The organism is Paucibacter sp. PLA-PC-4, assembly GCF_026241155.1.
In the GTDB taxonomy this organism is placed as follows: Bacteria; Pseudomonadota; Gammaproteobacteria; order Burkholderiales; family Burkholderiaceae_C; genus Roseateles_E.
In genome coordinates, this window is record NZ_JAPFGP010000001.1 from 529,026 (window position 1) to 544,532 (window position 15,507).

The window sequence follows — 15,507 nt, forward strand, 5'->3', positions numbered from 1 at the left end:
TGCCATGATTCCCGCCAAATCCCGCCTGCTCAGACGGCTAGATGCCCAGATCGCCACCGCCTCCGGCCAGTTGCAGTCTGCCGGCCTTCGCGCCCAACGCGCCGTGCTGCTGGCCCGCCATGGCCAGCTGGCCGAGGCCCGGGAGGAGTTGACGGCCCTGCATCAGCTCTCGTTTCAGCATCCGAATTCGCAGCTGGGTGCCTGGCTGCATTTCGCCGAAGGGCTGATGAGCTACTTCACCGACTTTGGTAGCGCGGCGCGGGAGAAGATTCAGCGCGCCCAGGCGATCGCCAAGCTGGCCGAGCTCAAGGAGGTCGAGGCGCTGGCCGCAGCCTGGCTGTGCCATCTGGCCTATGTGCGGCACGACATCGATGCCGTGGTCGGCCATGCCCAGGCCTGCCTGCAACTTGCAGAGCCCGATCACCATGCGGCGCGCGTGCGCGCGGCCATCGCTCTGGGTCTGGCCCATCACTTCGCCAATCAGCCCGAGGCCGCCCAGGCCTGGTACGGCCAGGCGCGCCAACATGCCTTGGCTGAGGGTGACGACGCCAGCCAGTCGGCCCTGATGTACAACATGGCCGAGATGCGCACCGCCCATGTTCGGCGCGCGAGCCTGGCCCATCCGAGCCGGCCGGTGCCCGAGTTGCTGCTGGGGGCCGATTCGATCAAGCACTACGACGCGGCTGTCGGCGGCTCGGCGATGGCCGAACTGACGCCGGTGCTGCGTGCCCAGGTGCTGACGGTACAGGGCGATTTCGCCCAGGCGCAGGCGCTGTACGAGCAGCATCTGCCGCAGGCAATGTCCAAGGGGCTGACGCGGCTGGGCAGCAGCCTGCTGGCCGATCTGGCCTGGTGCCGTTGCAATCTGGGTCAGCGCGAGCATGCCCTGCAGCAGGCGCGCGAGGCCGAGATCGAGCTGGATCCGGCCTGCGACGTCGACGACCGGGCCGCCACCCACAGCCGGCTAGCCCAGATCTACGGCCTGCTTGGTGACGCTGCGGCCGCCAAGCGCCATGCCGCCAGTGCTGCGGCCGAGTGGGTCGAGTTCGCCGCCCAGCAGCAGGCCTGGGCCCGGGCGCTCGAAGTCGCCGGGCTGTCCCGACCTGGTTAGAACAAGGCCATGCTGAGCTTGCGGCGGTACTGATCCAGTAGCGGGTCGCTGGGCGGCACAACTGCCTTGCCGGACAGCTCAAGCGTGCCCTTGGCCTCGGCGCCGGGCTGGGCCTTGGGCGCCGGCTTGGTCAGCAGCTCCAGGATGGCGACATAGCTCTTGCGCGCGGCCTCACCGTTCCAGGCCTTGTCGCGCATGATGATCTCCAGCAGCTCGTCCATCGCCTCGGTGAAGCGCTGGCCGGCCAGATGGGTTCGGGCCAGCGCGTAGCGGGCCTCGAAATCGCGCTTGTTGGCGGCAATCGCCGACTGCAGGGTCGCGACATCAGAACCGGTCGTCTGCTCTATCGCTGCCAGCCAATGGCCCAGTGCAGCAAAGCGGGCATGCGGGGTGATGGTGTCGGCGGCCTGGGCGGCCACCGGAGCGAACGCGGCCTTGGCGTCTTGCAGCAGGCCCAGCTCCAGCAGGGCCTTGATGTAGTCGTAGCGTGCGGTCTCGTTGGCCGGATCGGTTTCGACCGCCTGCTGCAGCTTCGTGAGCGCCGACTCGAGATCACCTTCGGCCAGCAACTCCTCTGCCTCTGCCAAGTCAGCCTCGGCTTCCAGCATCTGGCCGCTGGGCACATGTTTGTCGAGGAACTCGCGGATCTGCGCCTCGGGTATGGCGCCGACAAAGCCGTCGACCGGCTGACCGCCGACGAACATCACGCAAAACGGGATCGAGCGCACGCCGAAGGCCTGGCTCAGCTGGCTGGAGATCTCAGGCTGCTCGTCGCTGTTGAGCTTGGCCAGCTTGAATCGCCCGGCGTAGGCGATCTCGAGCTTTTCCAGCACCGGACCCAGGCTCTTGCAGGGTCCGCACCAGGGGGCCCAGATGTCCAGCAGCACGGGCTGCTGCATCGAGGCCTGCAGCAGTTCGGTTTCGAAATTCTGTATGGTGATGTCGGTCATGGTCTCTAGCGGCGCGGGCTTGTTCGGGAGCAGGTGGCGGCAGCCGCCTACAATTCAAGGTTTTCCAGCCTATGGAGCGAGCCGTGCCGAACATGCCAGTCAGCGCCTCCCCCCTGGTCGGCGTGGTGATGGGCTCCAGCAGCGACTGGGAGACCATGAAACACGCTGCCGACATTCTCGCCGAGTTCGGTGTTCCTTTCGAGGCGCAGGTGGTGTCCGCCCACCGGATGCCCGACGATATGTTTGTCTATGCCGAGGCCGCTCAAGCCCGCGGCCTGCGCGCGATCATTGCCGGCGCCGGCGGTGCCGCCCATCTGCCGGGCATGCTGGCGGCCAAGACCATCGTTCCGGTGCTGGGCGTGCCGGTGGCCAGCCGTCATCTGCAGGGCGTCGATTCGCTGCACTCTATCGTCCAAATGCCCAAGGGCATTCCGGTTGCGACCTTTGCGATCGGCACCGCTGGCGCCGGTAATGCTGCCCTTTTCGCGATCGCAATGCTGGCGGCCGAGCGGGCGGACCTGCGCGAGCAGTTGCAGGCCTATCGCCTGCGCCAGACCGAGCATGCGCGCGGCATGACGAAGGACCTTGTCTGATGGCCGAGATCTTGCAACCCGGCGCGACGCTCGGAGTGATGGGCGGCGGCCAGCTCGGCCGTATGTTCGTCCATGCGGCGCAAAGCCTGGGCTACCGCACCGTGGTGCTAGACCCCGATGTCGACAGCCCGGCCGGGGCGGTTGCCCATGAGCACATCCACGCCGACTACCTGGACGAGGCCGGCTTGGCGCGGCTGGCCGAGGTCTGCGACGCGATCACCACCGAATTCGAGAACGTGCCTGCGGCCGCCTTGCAGCGGCTGGCGCGTACGCGCTTTGTCGCGCCGGCCGCAGCTTGCGTGGCGATCTGCCAGGACCGTGCCGACGAGAAAGCCCATTTCAAGGCCAGCGGGGTAGCCTGCGCGCCCTATGCGCTACTGCGAAGCGAGGCCGATCTGGCGGCAGTGGCGGACAGTCTGCTGCCCGGCATCGTCAAGACCGCCCGCATGGGCTATGACGGCAAGGGCCAGATCCGCGTCAAGAACCGCGCCGAGCTGCTCGCCGCATGGGATGAGCTCAAGCGTGTGCCCTGCGTGCTCGAGCAGATGCTGCCGCTGGCGCAGGAGCTGTCGGTTGTGGTGGCCCGCAATGCCCGAGGCCAGACCGTGCACTTCCCGGTGCAGCAGAACCTGCACCGCGAGGGCATTCTGGCCGTTACTGAGGTGCCGGCCCCGACCGCCAGCGCGGCGCTGCAGCTCCAGGCCGCCAGCGCAGCGGCGCGTATCGCCGAGGCCATGGCCTATGTGGGCGTGCTGTGCATCGAGTTCTTTGTGCTGCAGGACGGGGCACTCGTTGTCAACGAGATGGCGCCGCGCCCGCACAACTCGGGCCACTACACGATGAATGCCTGCGATGTCTCGCAGTTCGAGCTGCAGGCTCGCGCCTTGGCCGGCTTGCCGCTGAACACGCCGCGCCTGCATTCGCCGACCGTTATGCTGAATCTGCTGGGCGATCTGTGGTTCCTGCCTGACGGCAAGGAGCGCGCGCCCGACTGGGCCGCCTTGCTGGCCATCCCCGGCACTCATCTGCATCTGTATGGCAAGGCCAGCGCCAGACCCGGCCGCAAGATGGGCCATTTGAATATCACCGCGGCCACGCCCGAACTCGCCCGCAACCATGCCCGTCAGGCCGCTGTGATGCTGGGCCTACCGGCCGACTGGTGAGCGCAATGCTGCTGAACGGCACCGACCCCACCGACATCGCCCGCGCCGCCCACCATTTGGCCGAGGGCGAGCTGCTAGCCTTGCCGACAGAAACGGTCTATGGCCTGGGGGCGCGAGCCGATGACGATGCGGCGGTGGCCAAGATCTTTGCCGCCAAGGGCCGGCCCAGCGACCACCCTCTGATCGTCCATGTGTTGGACGCAGCCGATGCGGTGGATTTCGCGGCCGCGCTGCCGCCGGTGGCGCAGCGCCTGATGGCGGCCTTCTGGCCCGGCCCGCTGACCTTGATCCTGCCGCGGGCACCCGGTGTCGGTGCGGCGGCTGCCGGCGGCCAGGACAGCATCGGCCTGCGCTGCCCGGCGCACCCGGTGGCCCGGGCGCTGCTGGCAGAGGCCAAGGCCCTCGGCGTGCACGGCGTGGCTGCCCCCAGCGCGAACCGCTTCGGCCGTGTCAGCCCGACCCGCGCCGCCCATGTCGAGAGCGAGTTCGAGGGACGGGTGTGGGTGCTGGACGGCGGTGATTGCGCGGTGGGCATCGAGTCCAGCATCGTCGACTGCAGCCGTGCCCACCCAGTGCTGCTGCGCCCCGGCGTGCTGACGCCGGGCCAGATCGAGGCGGTGGCCGGTGAACCCTTGCGCACGCCCGATGCCCAGGCGCCGCGCGCCTCGGGCACGCTGGCGGCTCACTATGCGCCGAGCGCTGTGGTGCGTCTGCTTGACGCCCCGACCCTGGCCCAGCGGCTAGGCCAGCAACAATGGCCGGCGGGGCTGGCGGTATATTCGCGCACGCTGAGCCCGGTGCTCGGCCCGCTATGGCGGTCCATGCCAGGCGATGCGGCGGCGGCGGCTCAGCAGCTTTTCGCCGTGCTGCGGGAGCTGGACGATGCTGGCGCCGGCGAGATCTGGATCGAGCTGCCGCCCCGCGATGTCGAATGGGACGGTGTGCGCGACCGGTTATCGCGTGCGGCGGCGGCATTTGCGTCCTGAGTGAAGAAAACAAGTAAGTTAGCTAGACCTGGAGTGTTCATGAAGATGTTGAAGCAAGGTGCAGGCCCCGCAGGCCGCACGCTGTTGGCCGCCGCAGCCCTGGTGGCCGCAGCTCTGGTGGCCGGTTGCGGCGGTGGCGGTGGGCAAATTGAGCCCTTTGCACCCAAGCGCATCATGGCATTTGGCGATGAGGCCAGCGTGATCACGGCTGAAGGTAAGAAGTACACGATCAACGCAGTGGATGCCACCACTAGCGCGCTGCAGTGCGCCAACAACCCGATCTGGATCCAGTCCTTGGCTTCGGCTTTCGGCCTGGTGTTCGCTGAGTGCAACCCGACCAATCAGACAACGCCGGCCGGTAAGATCTATGCTCAGCCCGGCGCGACCGTGGCCGGCCTGAAGGCGCAGCTCGATACCTTCTTTAGCAGCGGTGGCTTCAACAGCAAGGATCTGGTGGCAGTGATGGCCGGCGCCAACGATGTGCTTGAGCTGTATCGCCAATACCCGCAGCAGGGCGCTGACACGCTGAAGGCCCAGGCACGCGAGCGCGGGCGTGAACTGGCCAGGCAGGTCAACCGCATCGCCAATGCCGACGGCCGAGTCATCGTCGCGACCCTGCCGGACATGGGCACCACGCCGTTTGCTCTGACCGAGCGGGCCAACAAGCCTGATACCGACCGCGCCAAGCTGCTCAGCGAGCTGACGACCGAGTTCAACACCCAGATGCGCATTACGCTGATCGATGACGGTCGCCTGATCGGCCTGGTGCTGATCAACGAAGAGGTGGAGCGCATCGTCCGTTTCAACACCAGCTATGGCTTTGCCAATGTGACCGAGGCGGCCTGCCTGGCCACCGCGCTGGCGCCCGAGTGCACCAGCAAGACCCTGGTCACCAATGCCAATGGCGACACCTGGCTGTGGGCCACCAGCACCTTGATGAGCCCGGCTGGCCAGTCCCGCCTGGGCTCGCTGGCGGTGAGCCGCGCGGTCAATAACCCCTTCTGATCAGGGTTTAGCGGCGCTGCGAGCAAGGTCCTGCACCGTCCACTGGAGCAAGGCGTCGAGTGCGCCGCGCGCTGCAGACGCGCGCGGGTGGTTGATCAGGGCCACAAGCACATAGCGCCGGCCCGAGTCGGCCAGCACATAGCCGCCCAGCGCCACCACATCGCGCAGCGAGCCGGTCTTCAGGTGCGCGCGGCCGGCGGCGGTACCGAAGCGGGTGGCCCCGCCGCGCGTCAGCGTGCCGTCGGCACCGGCCACGGGCAGCGAGGCCATGAACTCCGGCATCACCGGGCTCGCATGGGCCAGTTGCAGCAGCCGCCCCAGTTGTCGGGCGCTCAGGCGCTGCTCACGCGACAGGCCTGATCCGTTCTCCAGCACAAAGGCCGACTCCCCGATCTTGGCCGCCAGCCACAGGCGCAACCGCTCCTGCGCTGCCGCCGGCGTGGCGCCGGCACCGGCCAGGCTCAGCCATAGCATCTCGCTCATCAGATTGGCGCTGTACTTGTTGATGTCGCGCACCACCTCGGCCAGCGGCGGGGATGCAAAGCTGAAGTTCGGTGGCGTGGCGGGGGCCACACCGGCTCTAACCTCGCCGAGCAAGCCGCCACCCATCTCGCGCCACATAGCAGCGATCAGTCGGGCGTTGTAGCCGGCCGGATCGGCATCGGCCAACGGCCACGACTGCTCGCCGCAACTGGCAGGGTAGCTGCCGGCAAAGCTCAGCGGCTGCCCGGCCTGCCATTGCAGACGCAACGCGCCGCGCCAGTCGCCGCAGGCCCCGTCCTTTTGCAGCGGCACGCTGGCGGGCGCGGGCAGCGGCACATCACTGGCGATCCAGGCCAGGCCGCGCGCCGGATCGGGACGAAAGCTCAGAGTCTGGCTCTTGTAGTTCAGCAGCAGGGCCTCGGGCTGCACATTGCCAGGCCGCCAGGGCTCGCCGTCAAAATCGGCCGGTGTAACCGGGCTAGGTGCGAAGCCGCTGTTGTCCAGCAGAATATGACCGTGGATCTCGCGCACACCCTGGGCCCGCACCCGCTGCAACAGCAGCCACAGCCGCTCGCGCACCAGCTTGGGGTCGCCGACGCCCTTAATCACCAGATCGCCTTCCAGCACCCCGGTCTCTGGCCGCAGCCGGCCATGCAGCCAGACCGGGGTCTGCCAGGTCCAGGCCGGCCCGAGGATTTCGAGTGCCGCCAGCGTGGTGCTCAGCTTCATCAGCGAGGCTGGGTTCATCGCCTGATCGGCCTGCCAGGCCAGGCGTGGCGTGGCGGTACCGAGCTCCTGGATCCAAATGGCCAGGGCCTCGGGCGGCAACTGAGCCTGGCGCAGTATCTGGCTGACACCGGCCGGCAACGGCACCGGCTGTGCCGTGGCAAACCCATGGCTGGCCAGCCCCGCAACAAGGCTCAGAACAAGGGGCAGGGCTCGCATGGCGCCGATGATCGCACGGCTACACTTGCCGCATGACTGTGTTGCTGGCCCTGGATAGTTCGACCGAAAGTATGGCGCTGGCCCTGTCCGGCCCGCAAGGATCCTGGTACTTCGAGTGTGCCGGTGGTGCCCAGGCCTCGGCGCGCCTGGTGCCCGAGCTGATGGCTCTGCTGACCGGAGCCGGCCTTCGCCTGGCCGACGTCGATGCGATCGCTTTTGGCAGCGGCCCGGGCGCCTTTACCGGCCTGCGCACCGCTTGCGCGGTGGCACAAGGCCTGGCGTTCGGCGCGTCCAAGCCGGTGCTTTCGCTGGACAGCCTGATGCTGGTGGCCGAGGACGCCCGCCAGCAAGCCGGCGGCACGCTGGACCGGGTCTGGGTCGCGATGGACGCCCGCATGGGCGAGATCTATGCGGGTGCCTACGCGCACGATGGCCGACATTGGCGCGTCGAGAGCGCGCCGGCGCTCTACAGCCCGGCTGCGCTGCTGGCCCAGTGGCGCGAGCCGCCGGCGACCCTGTGCGGCAGTGCGATCGCGGTCTTTCCCGAGTTGCAGGGCCTGGCCGCGCAAGAGTGGCCGCAGAGCCGCTCGCGTGCGCAGGCGCTGCCGGCGCTGGCCGAGCAGGCATGGGCCCAGGGGCCGCTGCTGGACCCTGCCGAGGCGATGCCGGTCTATGTGCGTGACAAGGTGGCGCAAACCACCGAGGAGCGCCTAGCTGCTCGTGCCGCATCATGATGCGGGGTGAAGTCATGCGCCCGGTGAGCTGCTGCTTGCATGCGATGCAGGCCGGCGATGTCGAGGCGGTGTTGGCCATAGAGCAACGTGCCTATGAGTTCCCCTGGTCGCGCGGTAATTTCATTGACTCGCTGTCGGCCTGCTATCTGGCCCAGGTGCTGCGTTCTGCCGACGGCACCCTGCTGGGCTATTTCCTTGCGATGCAGGGGGTTGCTGAGCTGCATTTGCTCAATATCACCGTGTTGCCCGAGTGCCAGGGCCAGGGCCTGGCCCGCCTGATGCTGGACGCCTTGCAAACGCTGGCTCGCGCGCACGGCTGCGAGCAGATCTGGCTGGAGGTGCGGCAGGGCAACGAGCGGGCGCGGCGTGTCTATGCCCGTTACGGTTTCGCGGAGGTCGGTCTGCGCCGCGCTTACTACCCGGCCGCCGAAGGCCGGCGTGAGGACGCTGTGCTGATGAGCTTGCGGCTGGCGGAGAGCGCGGCATGAGCTGGAGCGAACGTCAGCAGGCGATGCTGGAGGCCATGGGGCTGCGCGTCTGGACGGCGCTGCCAGCCCCCGACCACGAGCCGTTGGCGACCGAGCCGCCGCTGCTGGCCAAGGTCGAAGCGCCAGCTTCGGCGCCGGAGCCGGCGCCGGCTCCGGTCCGTGTCGCCAGTGTTTTGCCGCAAATCTTGGTGCCTGCGCAGCCTCGAGCGGCCGAGCCGCCTCGGGTGCCGGCAGCGGCGGCGGGCGCGGTGGCCGCCATGGATTGGACGCAGCTGCGCGAGGCCGTGGCCGGCTGCCGCGCCTGCGGACTTTGCGAAGGACGCAAGCACACGGTCTTCGGCGTCGGCCACGAACGCGCGCACTGGATGGTGGTCGGCGAAGCGCCAGGCGAGCAGGAGGACCTGCAGGGCGAGCCCTTTGTCGGCCAGGCCGGCAAGCTGCTGGACAGCATGTTGCGCGCCATCGGCCTTACGCGCGCCGACGGGCCGCCCGAAAAGCAGGTCTTTATCGCCAACACCTTGAAGTGCCGACCGCCGCGCAACCGCAATCCCGAGCCCGAGGAACTGGCGCAGTGTGAGCCCTATCTGAACCGTCAGATTGCGCTGGTGCAGCCGCGCATCATCCTGGCGATGGGACGCTTTGCCGTGCAGTCGTTGCTGCGCAGCGCGGAGCCGATCGGCCGGCTGCGTGGGCGGGTGCACGAGTACCAGGGCGTGCCGCTGATCGTCACGTACCACCCGGCCTATCTGCTGCGTAATCTGGTTGACAAGGCCAGGGCCTGGGAAGATTTGTGTCTGGCCATGGACGTTCTTCAGCGCAAGACCTGACCCCTGGGTTATAAAACAAGGGCCACGAGGAGACGCATGAAGCCCGCCGACGCTGCCATCGACGAGTCCGCCTGGGCAAGCTGGGAGCGGCTGCCATGCCCCTTGGCCGTGGTCGATGTGCATGGCCGGTTGGTCGGGGCCAACGGGCTGTTCGCCGGTCTGGGGACGTCGGCGGGCTGGGACTGGCTGGATGTCGAGTCGCGCGATGAGCTTCAGCTAGCCTGGCAGCGCGCATCCGATTTCGAGCTGGAGCTGGCGCGCGCGCCGGGCCCTGGCTGGCTGGTCTGCCGCTCGCGCTGGGATGCCGTGCTGCAAGCCCATATCAGCGTCTGGCAGGACCTGCTCAGCAGCAAGGCGGCCGAGCAGGCGGCGCAACTGCGGCTGCTGGCCGACCATGTGCCGGCGCTGATTGCTCTGTATGACGCGATTACCCATCGCTGCCTGTTTGCCAACCGTGAATACGCCCATGCCTTTGGCTTTACCGAGCGCTCGGTGCTGGGCTTGACATTTGCCGAGGTGATAGGCCCGGAGGCGGCCGAGCGCATCAAACCCTATGTGGAGCGGGTGCTGCGCGACAGGCAGCCGGCCCAGTACGAGCGCCAGCTGCTGGGTCCGGATGGCCGACCGCGCTGGATCGAAGTGCAACTGATTCCGCATCTGGACGCGCAGGGCAATTCGTTGGCCAGCTTTGTGCAGATTCTTGACATCACCAAGTTCCGGCTGGCCGAGGCGGCGGTGCGCGAATCCGAGGCACGGCTGGACAAGTTCATGCAGGCCTCGGTCGAGGGCATCCTGTTCCACCGCGACGGCATCATCACCGATGCCAATCCACCGCTGTGTGATCTGGTCGGCTACAGACTGGAGGACATGGTCGGCCGGCCGGCGCTGGACTTCGTTGCACCACAGGAGCTGCACAAAGTTCGTCAGGTCATGAGCCAGGGCCAGGAGCTGCGTTACGAAAGCACGGTGCTGCACCGGGACGGCACGCCGATCCCGGTCGAGTTCATCGTGCGGACCCTGCTGTGCCAGGGCGAGCACCTGCGCATGGCCATCGTGCGCGATATCCGCGCGCAGCTGGCGGCGCAGTCGCGCATTCACCATCTGGCCCATCACGACAATCTCACCGGCCTGCTCAACCGCGTCGCCTTCATGGAGAGACTGGTGCCGGCGATGCAGCGCGCCGAACGCGGCGGTCAGCGCCTGGCTCTGCTGTTCATCGACCTGGATAATTTCAAGCGCGTCAACGATTCGCTGGGCCATCTGCAAGGCGACAAGGTGCTGGTGACGGTGGCCCAGCGCATCTGCGACTGCCTGCGCGCCAGCGATTTGGTAGCGCGCTTCGGCGGCGACGAGTTCGTCGTGCTGCTGGACGATATCCATCAGCGCGACGACGTGCTGGTGGTGTTGATGGCCCTGCTGTCGGTGGTCGAGGTGCCGGTCAGCGTCAATGGGCGCGACCTCTTCGTGACGCCTTCGATCGGCATCGCCGTCTACCCCGAGCATGGCGACAGTGCCGAGGAGCTGATCCAGCATGCCGATACCGCGATGTACCTGGCCAAGTCCGATGGCCGGGCCAGCTATCGCTATTTCGAGCCGGCGATGGCTGCACGTGCCTATGCCGATCTGGTACTGGAGAGCGAGCTCAGCGAGGGCCTGGCGCGCGGCGAGTTCCGGCTGCACTACCAGCCCCAGGTCGATGCGCGCGACGGCCGCCTGGTTGGCGCCGAGGCCTTGCTGCGCTGGCAGCATCCACAGCGCGGCCTGCTGAGCCCGGACGCCTTCATCGGCGTGGCCGAGCGGCACCGGCTGATGGTCCCGTTGGGCGAGTGGGTGATGCGCGAGGCAGCCAGGCAGTCGCGGCTATGGCACGAAAGCGGGGTGGCCGCGGTGCCGATTGCGGTCAATCTCTCGGCCATGCAGTTCCGGCTCGAGCGTTTTGCCGATACCGTGCGCCAGGTGCTGGCCGAGGTCGGTGTGCCGGGCGCATGGCTGGAGCTGGAGCTGACCGAGCGCATGCTGATGGACGATGTCGGCACGGCCCCGGCCACGTTGACCGCACTGCGGGCGCTGGGCTTGTCGATCTCGGTCGACGATTTCGGCACCGGCTATACCTCACTGGCCCATCTGACCCAGCTGCCGCTGGACAAGCTCAAGATCGACCAGGGCTTTGTCGCCAAGCTGCCCGATGATGCTGGTGCGCTGGCCATCACCCGCGCTATCGTGCAGATGGCCCAGGGCTTGGGCCTGCGCGTTGGCGCCGAGGGCGTGCGCAGCCGCGCGCAATGGCAGCTGCTGGCGGACTGGGGCTGCGACGACCTGCAGGGCGAGTTGATCGCCGCTTCGATGTCGGCCGATCAGTTCGAGGCCTGGCTGCACAGCCGCCATGGCGCCTTTCCTACAATGGCGCAATGACAGCGCATGAAGGCACGCCCACCCCTTTGCAGACTCTGATTCGCGAGGCCATCGCAGAGGCCGGCGGCTGGCTGGGCTTCGACGACTTCATGGCCCTAGCCCTGTATGCGCCGGGCCTGGGTTATTACAGCGGCGCGCGGCAGAAGTTCGGCGCGATGCCCGCCGACGGTTCCGACTTCGTCACCGCGCCAGAGCTGTCGCCCTTGTTCGGCCGGGCGCTGGCCGTGCAGCTCGATCAAGCGCTGACCGCCACTGCCACCGACACCGTGTACGAGTTCGGCGCCGGCAGCGGCGTGCTGGCGGCGCAACTGCTGCAGGCTTTGGGCGACCGCGTGGCGCGCTACTGCATCGTCGACCTGTCCGGCTCGCTGCGTGCGCGCCAGGCCCAACGCCTGGTTGCCTGGGGTGATAAGGTGCAGTGGTTGGACGCGCTGCCCGAGCGCTTTACCGGTGTGGTGGTCGGCAACGAGGTGCTGGACGCGATGCCGGTGCAGCTGATGCGCTTCGATGGTCAGCAGTGGCTGGAGCGCGGCGTGGTGGCGTTGGACGGTCCGGCGGGGCCAGGTTTTGCCTGGGGCGAACGCGAAACCGGGCTAAGCCTTCCGGCCGAGTTGGCCAACGACCCTTATCCCGAAGCCTATCTGACCGAGTTGCATCTACAGGCCGAGGGCTTTGTGCGCACGCTGGCCGCCGGTCTGCAGCGCGGCGCTATCTTTCTGATCGATTACGGCTTTCCTGAGCGCGAGTACTACCACCCGCAGCGTGCCGGCGGCACAGTGATGTGCCATCACCAGCACCGCGTCGATGCCGATCCGCTGGCCCTGGTCGGCGAGAAGGACATCACCGCCCATGTGAACTTTACCGGAATCGCACTGGCCGGGCAGGACGCCGGCCTGACCGTGCTGGGCTACACCAGCCAGGCCAACTTCCTGATCAACTGCGGTCTGACCGAGCTGCTCTGCGAGGCCGACCTGGCCGGTCGCGCGATGGCGCACCGGCTGATTGCCGAGCATGAGATGGGCGAGCTGTTCAAGGTGATCGGCTTGGTCGCCGGCGAGAGCTTCGAGGCCCTCGGCTTCGCGGCGGGCGACCGCTCGCACATGCTCTGAGCCAAGGCCCGCCTCAGGGCTGGGTCAGTGATTGCAGCGCCTGCAGACGAGCGGCCTGCACCGCGCGGCCGATCGCCGGCCCTGTCTTGCCGGCGGCCAGTGCGGCGGCACTGACCGCGCCCAGATCGAGGGCCAGAAGCGTGAGCAGATCGCGCTGCAGCAGCGGCCGTTGCGGGTAGGGTCGGTCCTCCAGCCCAAGCCGACCCCGCGCATCGCACTCGCAGGCCAGCAGCATCTGCTCGAAGCGCTCGGGCCGGCGCCAGGCATCGCAGCGCTCCAGCAGGCGAAGCCTTGCCTCGGGGCCAAAGCCCAAGGCTTGGTGCACATGAGTGTGTTCGCGGGCCATCAGTTCCGCCAGTTCGCGGCAGTCGGTCGGCACCCGCCAGCGCTCGCTCAAGGCGCGTGCCAGTGGCACGCCGCGGCCTTCGTGGCCGATATGGCGGGGCAGGGCCTCGGCGGGGGTCAGCCCCTTGCCCAGATCATGGCAGAGGCTGGCATAGCGCACCGGCAGCGGCGTCGCAAGCCGGGCGCAGGTGTCGAGCACCATCAGCAGATGCACGCCAGTATCGATCTCCGGGTGATGGGCCTCGGGCTGCGGCACGCCGAACAGTCGCTCGATCTCGGGTGCCAGCCGCACCAACGCGCCGGCCTCGCGCAGCACCACCAGCATGCGCGAGGGCTTGTCTTCCATCAGTCCGCGCGAGAGTTCCTGCCAGACCCGCTCGGCCACCAGCGCATCGACCTCGCCGGCCGTCACCATGCGGCGCATCAGCGCCATGGTTTGCGGCGCCACGCTGAAGTCGGGAAAGCGCGCCGCAAAGCGCGCCAGCCGCAGGATACGCACGGGGTCCTCGGCAAAAGCCTCGGACACATGGCGCAGCACCTTGTCGGCCAAGTCTTGCCGGCCGCCATACGGGTCTACGAGGGTGCCGGCCTGGTCCTCGGCCATCGCATTGATCGTCAGATCACGCCGTGCCAAGTCTTGCTCCAACGTGACGTCGGGTGCGGCATGGAAGGCGAAGCCGTGATAGCCGGGCGCGGTCTTACGTTCGGTGCGAGCCAGCGCGTATTCCTGATGGGTCTGGGGATGCAAAAACACCGGGAAGTCGCGACCTACCTGCAGATATCCCTGGTCCAACATCTGGGCAGGGCTGGCGCCAACCACGACCCAGTCGATGTCCGAGACTGGGCGACCCAGCAGGGCGTCGCGCACCGCGCCGCCGACACGATAAGTTTTCATTCGTCCATCTTAGGTCGACGCCTGCCCCCCGCGAAAAGGGGGTTCAATTTAGGGGGGTGGCCGGCTACATTCGTGCACGAGACCTAGGGGGATTCCCTGGGTTGCGAGGCCGTCAGGCCCAAGAACATTCAGAGGGATTCATGAAAATCAAAGCTATTGTTGCCGCCGCAGTGCTGGCAGTGGGTGGTGTTGCTTCCGCAGCCGATACCAATTGGGGCAACCATGACGCCTTCGAAATCGGCTTCAATGCTGGCACTGGTTCGGGCAGCCTGATCAGCGACAAGTACAGCTTCAGCCTGGCCAGCACGGCCGGCGTGCTGGCGGTGGCGGTGTCCAACGACGGCGGTATCCTTAACCTGACCGAAGGTCTGGTTACGCTGTTCAAGGTCGGCGAGGCTGCAGCGCTGGGCTCGTTCAGCTTCGATTCGGCGGCCGTCAACTACTCGTTCGGTTCGCTGGCCGCTGGCGATTATTTCTACACGGTGTCGGCCAAGGTGGCCCCCGGTGCCCTGGCTGGCACCTATCAGCTGAACTCGCAACTGGCACCGGTGCCCGAACCCGAGACCTATGCTCTGATGCTGGCCGGTCTGGCAGCGGTGGGTTTTGTGGCTCGCCGCCGCAAGAGCGCCTGAGTTTTCTCGGCCAAATGAAAAAGAGGGCGCCAGTGGCGCCCTTTTTTACGTCCGGGCCTTGCGGTAGGGCTCTTCGAAGTCCAGGAAGTCCTGCTCCGCCAGCGAGTCGGTGATCCAGTCGGCGACGCCGGGCGCTTGGCGCACGCGCTGGGCGTAGGCGGCGCTGGCGGGCGACAGCGGCAGTCCGTAGCTGTGGATGCGCATCACCACCGGCGCGAAATAGGCGTCGATGGCACCGAACTCGCCGAACAGGAAGGGGCCGCTGCTGGCCGCCAGCTGCTCGCTCCAGATCGCATCGATGCGGGCCAGATCGGCGCGCACCTGGGGCTGCTCGGCCAGCACGCGGGCGCCGATCTCGGACAGGTTCGCCTCGATATTCATCGGGCAGTTCTGGCGTAAGGCGCCAAAGCCAGCGTGCATTTCGGCGCACAGGCTGCGGGCACGGCTGCGCTGTCTTGCATCGCGCGGCCAGATCGGCAGGTCGGGATGGCGCTCGGCGATGTGCTCGGCGATCGCCAAGGTGTCCCAGACCGCGAAGCCATCGTCCTCGACCAGCACCGGCACCTTGCCGGTCGGTGTGTGGCGGCCGAGCTCGCGGTAAAAGTCCGAGCCGGGCGCGAAGTCAAAGCGCAGCTTGCGTTCCTCGAAGGGGATGCCGAAAGCCCTCAGCAGCACCCAGGGGCGCATGGACCAGGAGGAGTAGTTCTTGTTGCCGATGATCAGATGCATGGGATTCCTCGTCAAAACCCCGTCATCCTAAGCGCCGTCATGCGTCTCGTGGGTGAGGCTTACGCAAGGGATTGATGCGCTCCACGCAGCAGCGAGTCAG

At 67.5% G+C, this 15,507-nt stretch carries 14 protein-coding genes and 1 pseudogene; 11 read left to right on the forward strand and 4 right to left on the reverse strand.

Translation table 11 applies throughout. The features are described 5' to 3' along the window. The first annotated feature begins 4 nt into the window (after positions 1 to 4). Positions 5 to 1,111, forward strand: a complete 1,107-nt coding sequence (locus OOZ63_RS02670) for a hypothetical protein (RefSeq protein WP_266003730.1) — start codon at positions 5 to 7, stop codon at positions 1,109 to 1,111. Here OOZ63_RS02670 and OOZ63_RS02675 read toward each other — a convergent pair. Next, positions 1,108 to 2,061 carry a tetratricopeptide repeat protein gene (locus tag OOZ63_RS02675; protein ID WP_266003731.1) on the reverse strand — a complete coding sequence of 318 codons (954 nt, stop codon included), beginning with the start codon at positions 2,059 to 2,061 and terminating at the stop codon, positions 1,108 to 1,110. The two genes, OOZ63_RS02670 and OOZ63_RS02675, sit on opposite strands and share 4 nt — an antisense overlap. Before the next feature lie 92 nt (positions 2,062 to 2,153). Between OOZ63_RS02675 and purE the strand changes: the two genes are divergently transcribed. From purE to OOZ63_RS02695, 4 genes are read left to right on the forward strand one after another with little or no spacing between them, the layout of a single operon-like run. After that, positions 2,154 to 2,654, forward strand: coding sequence for a 5-(carboxyamino)imidazole ribonucleotide mutase (gene purE, locus OOZ63_RS02680; RefSeq protein WP_266003797.1), 501 nt, complete (start codon positions 2,154 to 2,156; stop codon positions 2,652 to 2,654). Beyond that, positions 2,654 to 3,817, forward strand: coding sequence for a 5-(carboxyamino)imidazole ribonucleotide synthase (locus OOZ63_RS02685; RefSeq protein WP_266003732.1), 1,164 nt, complete (start codon positions 2,654 to 2,656; stop codon positions 3,815 to 3,817). Before purE ends, OOZ63_RS02685 begins: the two co-directional genes overlap by 1 nt. A gap of 5 nt (positions 3,818 to 3,822) precedes the next feature. Next, positions 3,823 to 4,803, forward strand: coding sequence for an L-threonylcarbamoyladenylate synthase (locus tag OOZ63_RS02690; protein ID WP_266003798.1), 981 nt, complete (start codon positions 3,823 to 3,825; stop codon positions 4,801 to 4,803). Between the two features lie 39 nt (positions 4,804 to 4,842). Beyond that, positions 4,843 to 5,808, forward strand: coding sequence for an SGNH/GDSL hydrolase family protein (locus tag OOZ63_RS02695; protein WP_266003733.1), 966 nt, complete (start codon positions 4,843 to 4,845; stop codon positions 5,806 to 5,808). On the opposite strand, the gene dacB is transcribed toward OOZ63_RS02695, so the two are convergent. Further along, the gene (gene dacB, locus OOZ63_RS02700) at positions 5,809 to 7,236 is read right to left on the reverse strand and encodes a D-alanyl-D-alanine carboxypeptidase/D-alanyl-D-alanine-endopeptidase (RefSeq protein ID WP_266003734.1); all 1,428 of its coding nucleotides are present in this window, start codon (positions 7,234 to 7,236) and stop codon (positions 5,809 to 5,811) included. 32 nt (positions 7,237 to 7,268) lie between these two features. Here dacB and tsaB point away from each other — a divergent pair, with 32 nt between their 5' ends. Genes tsaB through OOZ63_RS02725 form a run of 5 tightly spaced genes read left to right on the forward strand, consistent with a single transcriptional unit; the run spans position 7,269 to position 12,806 of the window. Further along, on the forward strand, positions 7,269 to 7,970 hold the full coding sequence (tsaB, locus tag OOZ63_RS02705; protein ID WP_266003735.1) for a tRNA (adenosine(37)-N6)-threonylcarbamoyltransferase complex dimerization subunit type 1 TsaB: 702 nt from the start codon (positions 7,269 to 7,271) through the stop codon (positions 7,968 to 7,970). Positions 7,971 to 7,984: 14 nt separating this feature from the next. Beyond that, positions 7,985 to 8,458, forward strand: a complete 474-nt coding sequence (gene rimI / locus OOZ63_RS02710) for a ribosomal protein S18-alanine N-acetyltransferase (protein ID WP_416234685.1) — start codon at positions 7,985 to 7,987, stop codon at positions 8,456 to 8,458. Next, entirely contained in the window at positions 8,455 to 9,285 is an 831-nt protein-coding gene (locus tag OOZ63_RS02715; protein WP_266003736.1) for a uracil-DNA glycosylase, read from the forward strand. Before rimI ends, OOZ63_RS02715 begins: the two co-directional genes overlap by 4 nt. Before the next feature lie 36 nt (positions 9,286 to 9,321). Then, on the forward strand, positions 9,322 to 11,697 hold the full coding sequence (locus OOZ63_RS02720; protein WP_266003737.1) for a putative bifunctional diguanylate cyclase/phosphodiesterase: 2,376 nt from the start codon (positions 9,322 to 9,324) through the stop codon (positions 11,695 to 11,697). Next, on the forward strand, positions 11,694 to 12,806 hold the full coding sequence (locus OOZ63_RS02725) for a class I SAM-dependent methyltransferase (protein WP_266003738.1): 1,113 nt from the start codon (positions 11,694 to 11,696) through the stop codon (positions 12,804 to 12,806). Before OOZ63_RS02720 ends, OOZ63_RS02725 begins: the two co-directional genes overlap by 4 nt. 13 nt (positions 12,807 to 12,819) lie before the next feature. Here OOZ63_RS02725 and OOZ63_RS02730 read toward each other — a convergent pair whose 3' ends face one another. Beyond that, on the reverse strand, positions 12,820 to 14,046 hold the full coding sequence (locus OOZ63_RS02730) for a multifunctional CCA addition/repair protein (protein ID WP_266003739.1): 1,227 nt from the start codon (positions 14,044 to 14,046) through the stop codon (positions 12,820 to 12,822). Between the two features lie 170 nt (positions 14,047 to 14,216). On the opposite strand from OOZ63_RS02730, the pseudogene OOZ63_RS02735 reads away from it, so the two are divergent. Further along, a pseudogene (locus OOZ63_RS02735) lies at positions 14,217 to 14,678 on the forward strand (FxDxF family PEP-CTERM protein); the annotation flags it as partial. 45 nt (positions 14,679 to 14,723) lie between these two features. Here the strand turns inward: OOZ63_RS02735 and OOZ63_RS02740 are convergent. Then, the gene (locus OOZ63_RS02740; protein WP_266003741.1) at positions 14,724 to 15,407 is read right to left on the reverse strand and encodes a glutathione S-transferase family protein; all 684 of its coding nucleotides are present in this window, start codon (positions 15,405 to 15,407) and stop codon (positions 14,724 to 14,726) included. Between the last annotated feature and the right edge of the window lie 100 nt (positions 15,408 to 15,507).

Excerpts from the sequence above, each read along its gene's own strand:
- OOZ63_RS02670 (WP_266003730.1), top strand. The coding sequence starts at position 5 with ATGATTCCCGCCAAATCCCGCCTGCTCAGACGGCTAGATGCCCAGATC.
- OOZ63_RS02675 (WP_266003731.1), bottom strand. The coding sequence starts at position 2,061 with ATGACCGACATCACCATACAGAATTTCGAAACCGAACTGCTGCAGGCC.
- purE (WP_266003797.1), top strand. The coding sequence starts at position 2,154 with ATGCCAGTCAGCGCCTCCCCCCTGGTCGGCGTGGTGATGGGCTCCAGC.
- OOZ63_RS02685 (WP_266003732.1), top strand. The coding sequence starts at position 2,654 with ATGGCCGAGATCTTGCAACCCGGCGCGACGCTCGGAGTGATGGGCGGC.
- OOZ63_RS02690 (WP_266003798.1), top strand. The coding sequence starts at position 3,823 with ATGCTGCTGAACGGCACCGACCCCACCGACATCGCCCGCGCCGCCCAC.
- OOZ63_RS02695 (WP_266003733.1), top strand. The coding sequence starts at position 4,843 with ATGAAGATGTTGAAGCAAGGTGCAGGCCCCGCAGGCCGCACGCTGTTG.
- dacB (WP_266003734.1), bottom strand. The coding sequence starts at position 7,236 with ATGCGAGCCCTGCCCCTTGTTCTGAGCCTTGTTGCGGGGCTGGCCAGC.
- tsaB (WP_266003735.1), top strand. The coding sequence starts at position 7,269 with ATGACTGTGTTGCTGGCCCTGGATAGTTCGACCGAAAGTATGGCGCTG.
- rimI (WP_416234685.1), top strand. The coding sequence starts at position 7,985 with ATGCGCCCGGTGAGCTGCTGCTTGCATGCGATGCAGGCCGGCGATGTC.
- OOZ63_RS02715 (WP_266003736.1), top strand. The coding sequence starts at position 8,455 with ATGAGCTGGAGCGAACGTCAGCAGGCGATGCTGGAGGCCATGGGGCTG.
- OOZ63_RS02720 (WP_266003737.1), top strand. The coding sequence starts at position 9,322 with ATGAAGCCCGCCGACGCTGCCATCGACGAGTCCGCCTGGGCAAGCTGG.
- OOZ63_RS02725 (WP_266003738.1), top strand. The coding sequence starts at position 11,694 with ATGACAGCGCATGAAGGCACGCCCACCCCTTTGCAGACTCTGATTCGC.
- OOZ63_RS02730 (WP_266003739.1), bottom strand. The coding sequence starts at position 14,046 with ATGAAAACTTATCGTGTCGGCGGCGCGGTGCGCGACGCCCTGCTGGGT.
- OOZ63_RS02740 (WP_266003741.1), bottom strand. The coding sequence starts at position 15,407 with ATGCATCTGATCATCGGCAACAAGAACTACTCCTCCTGGTCCATGCGC.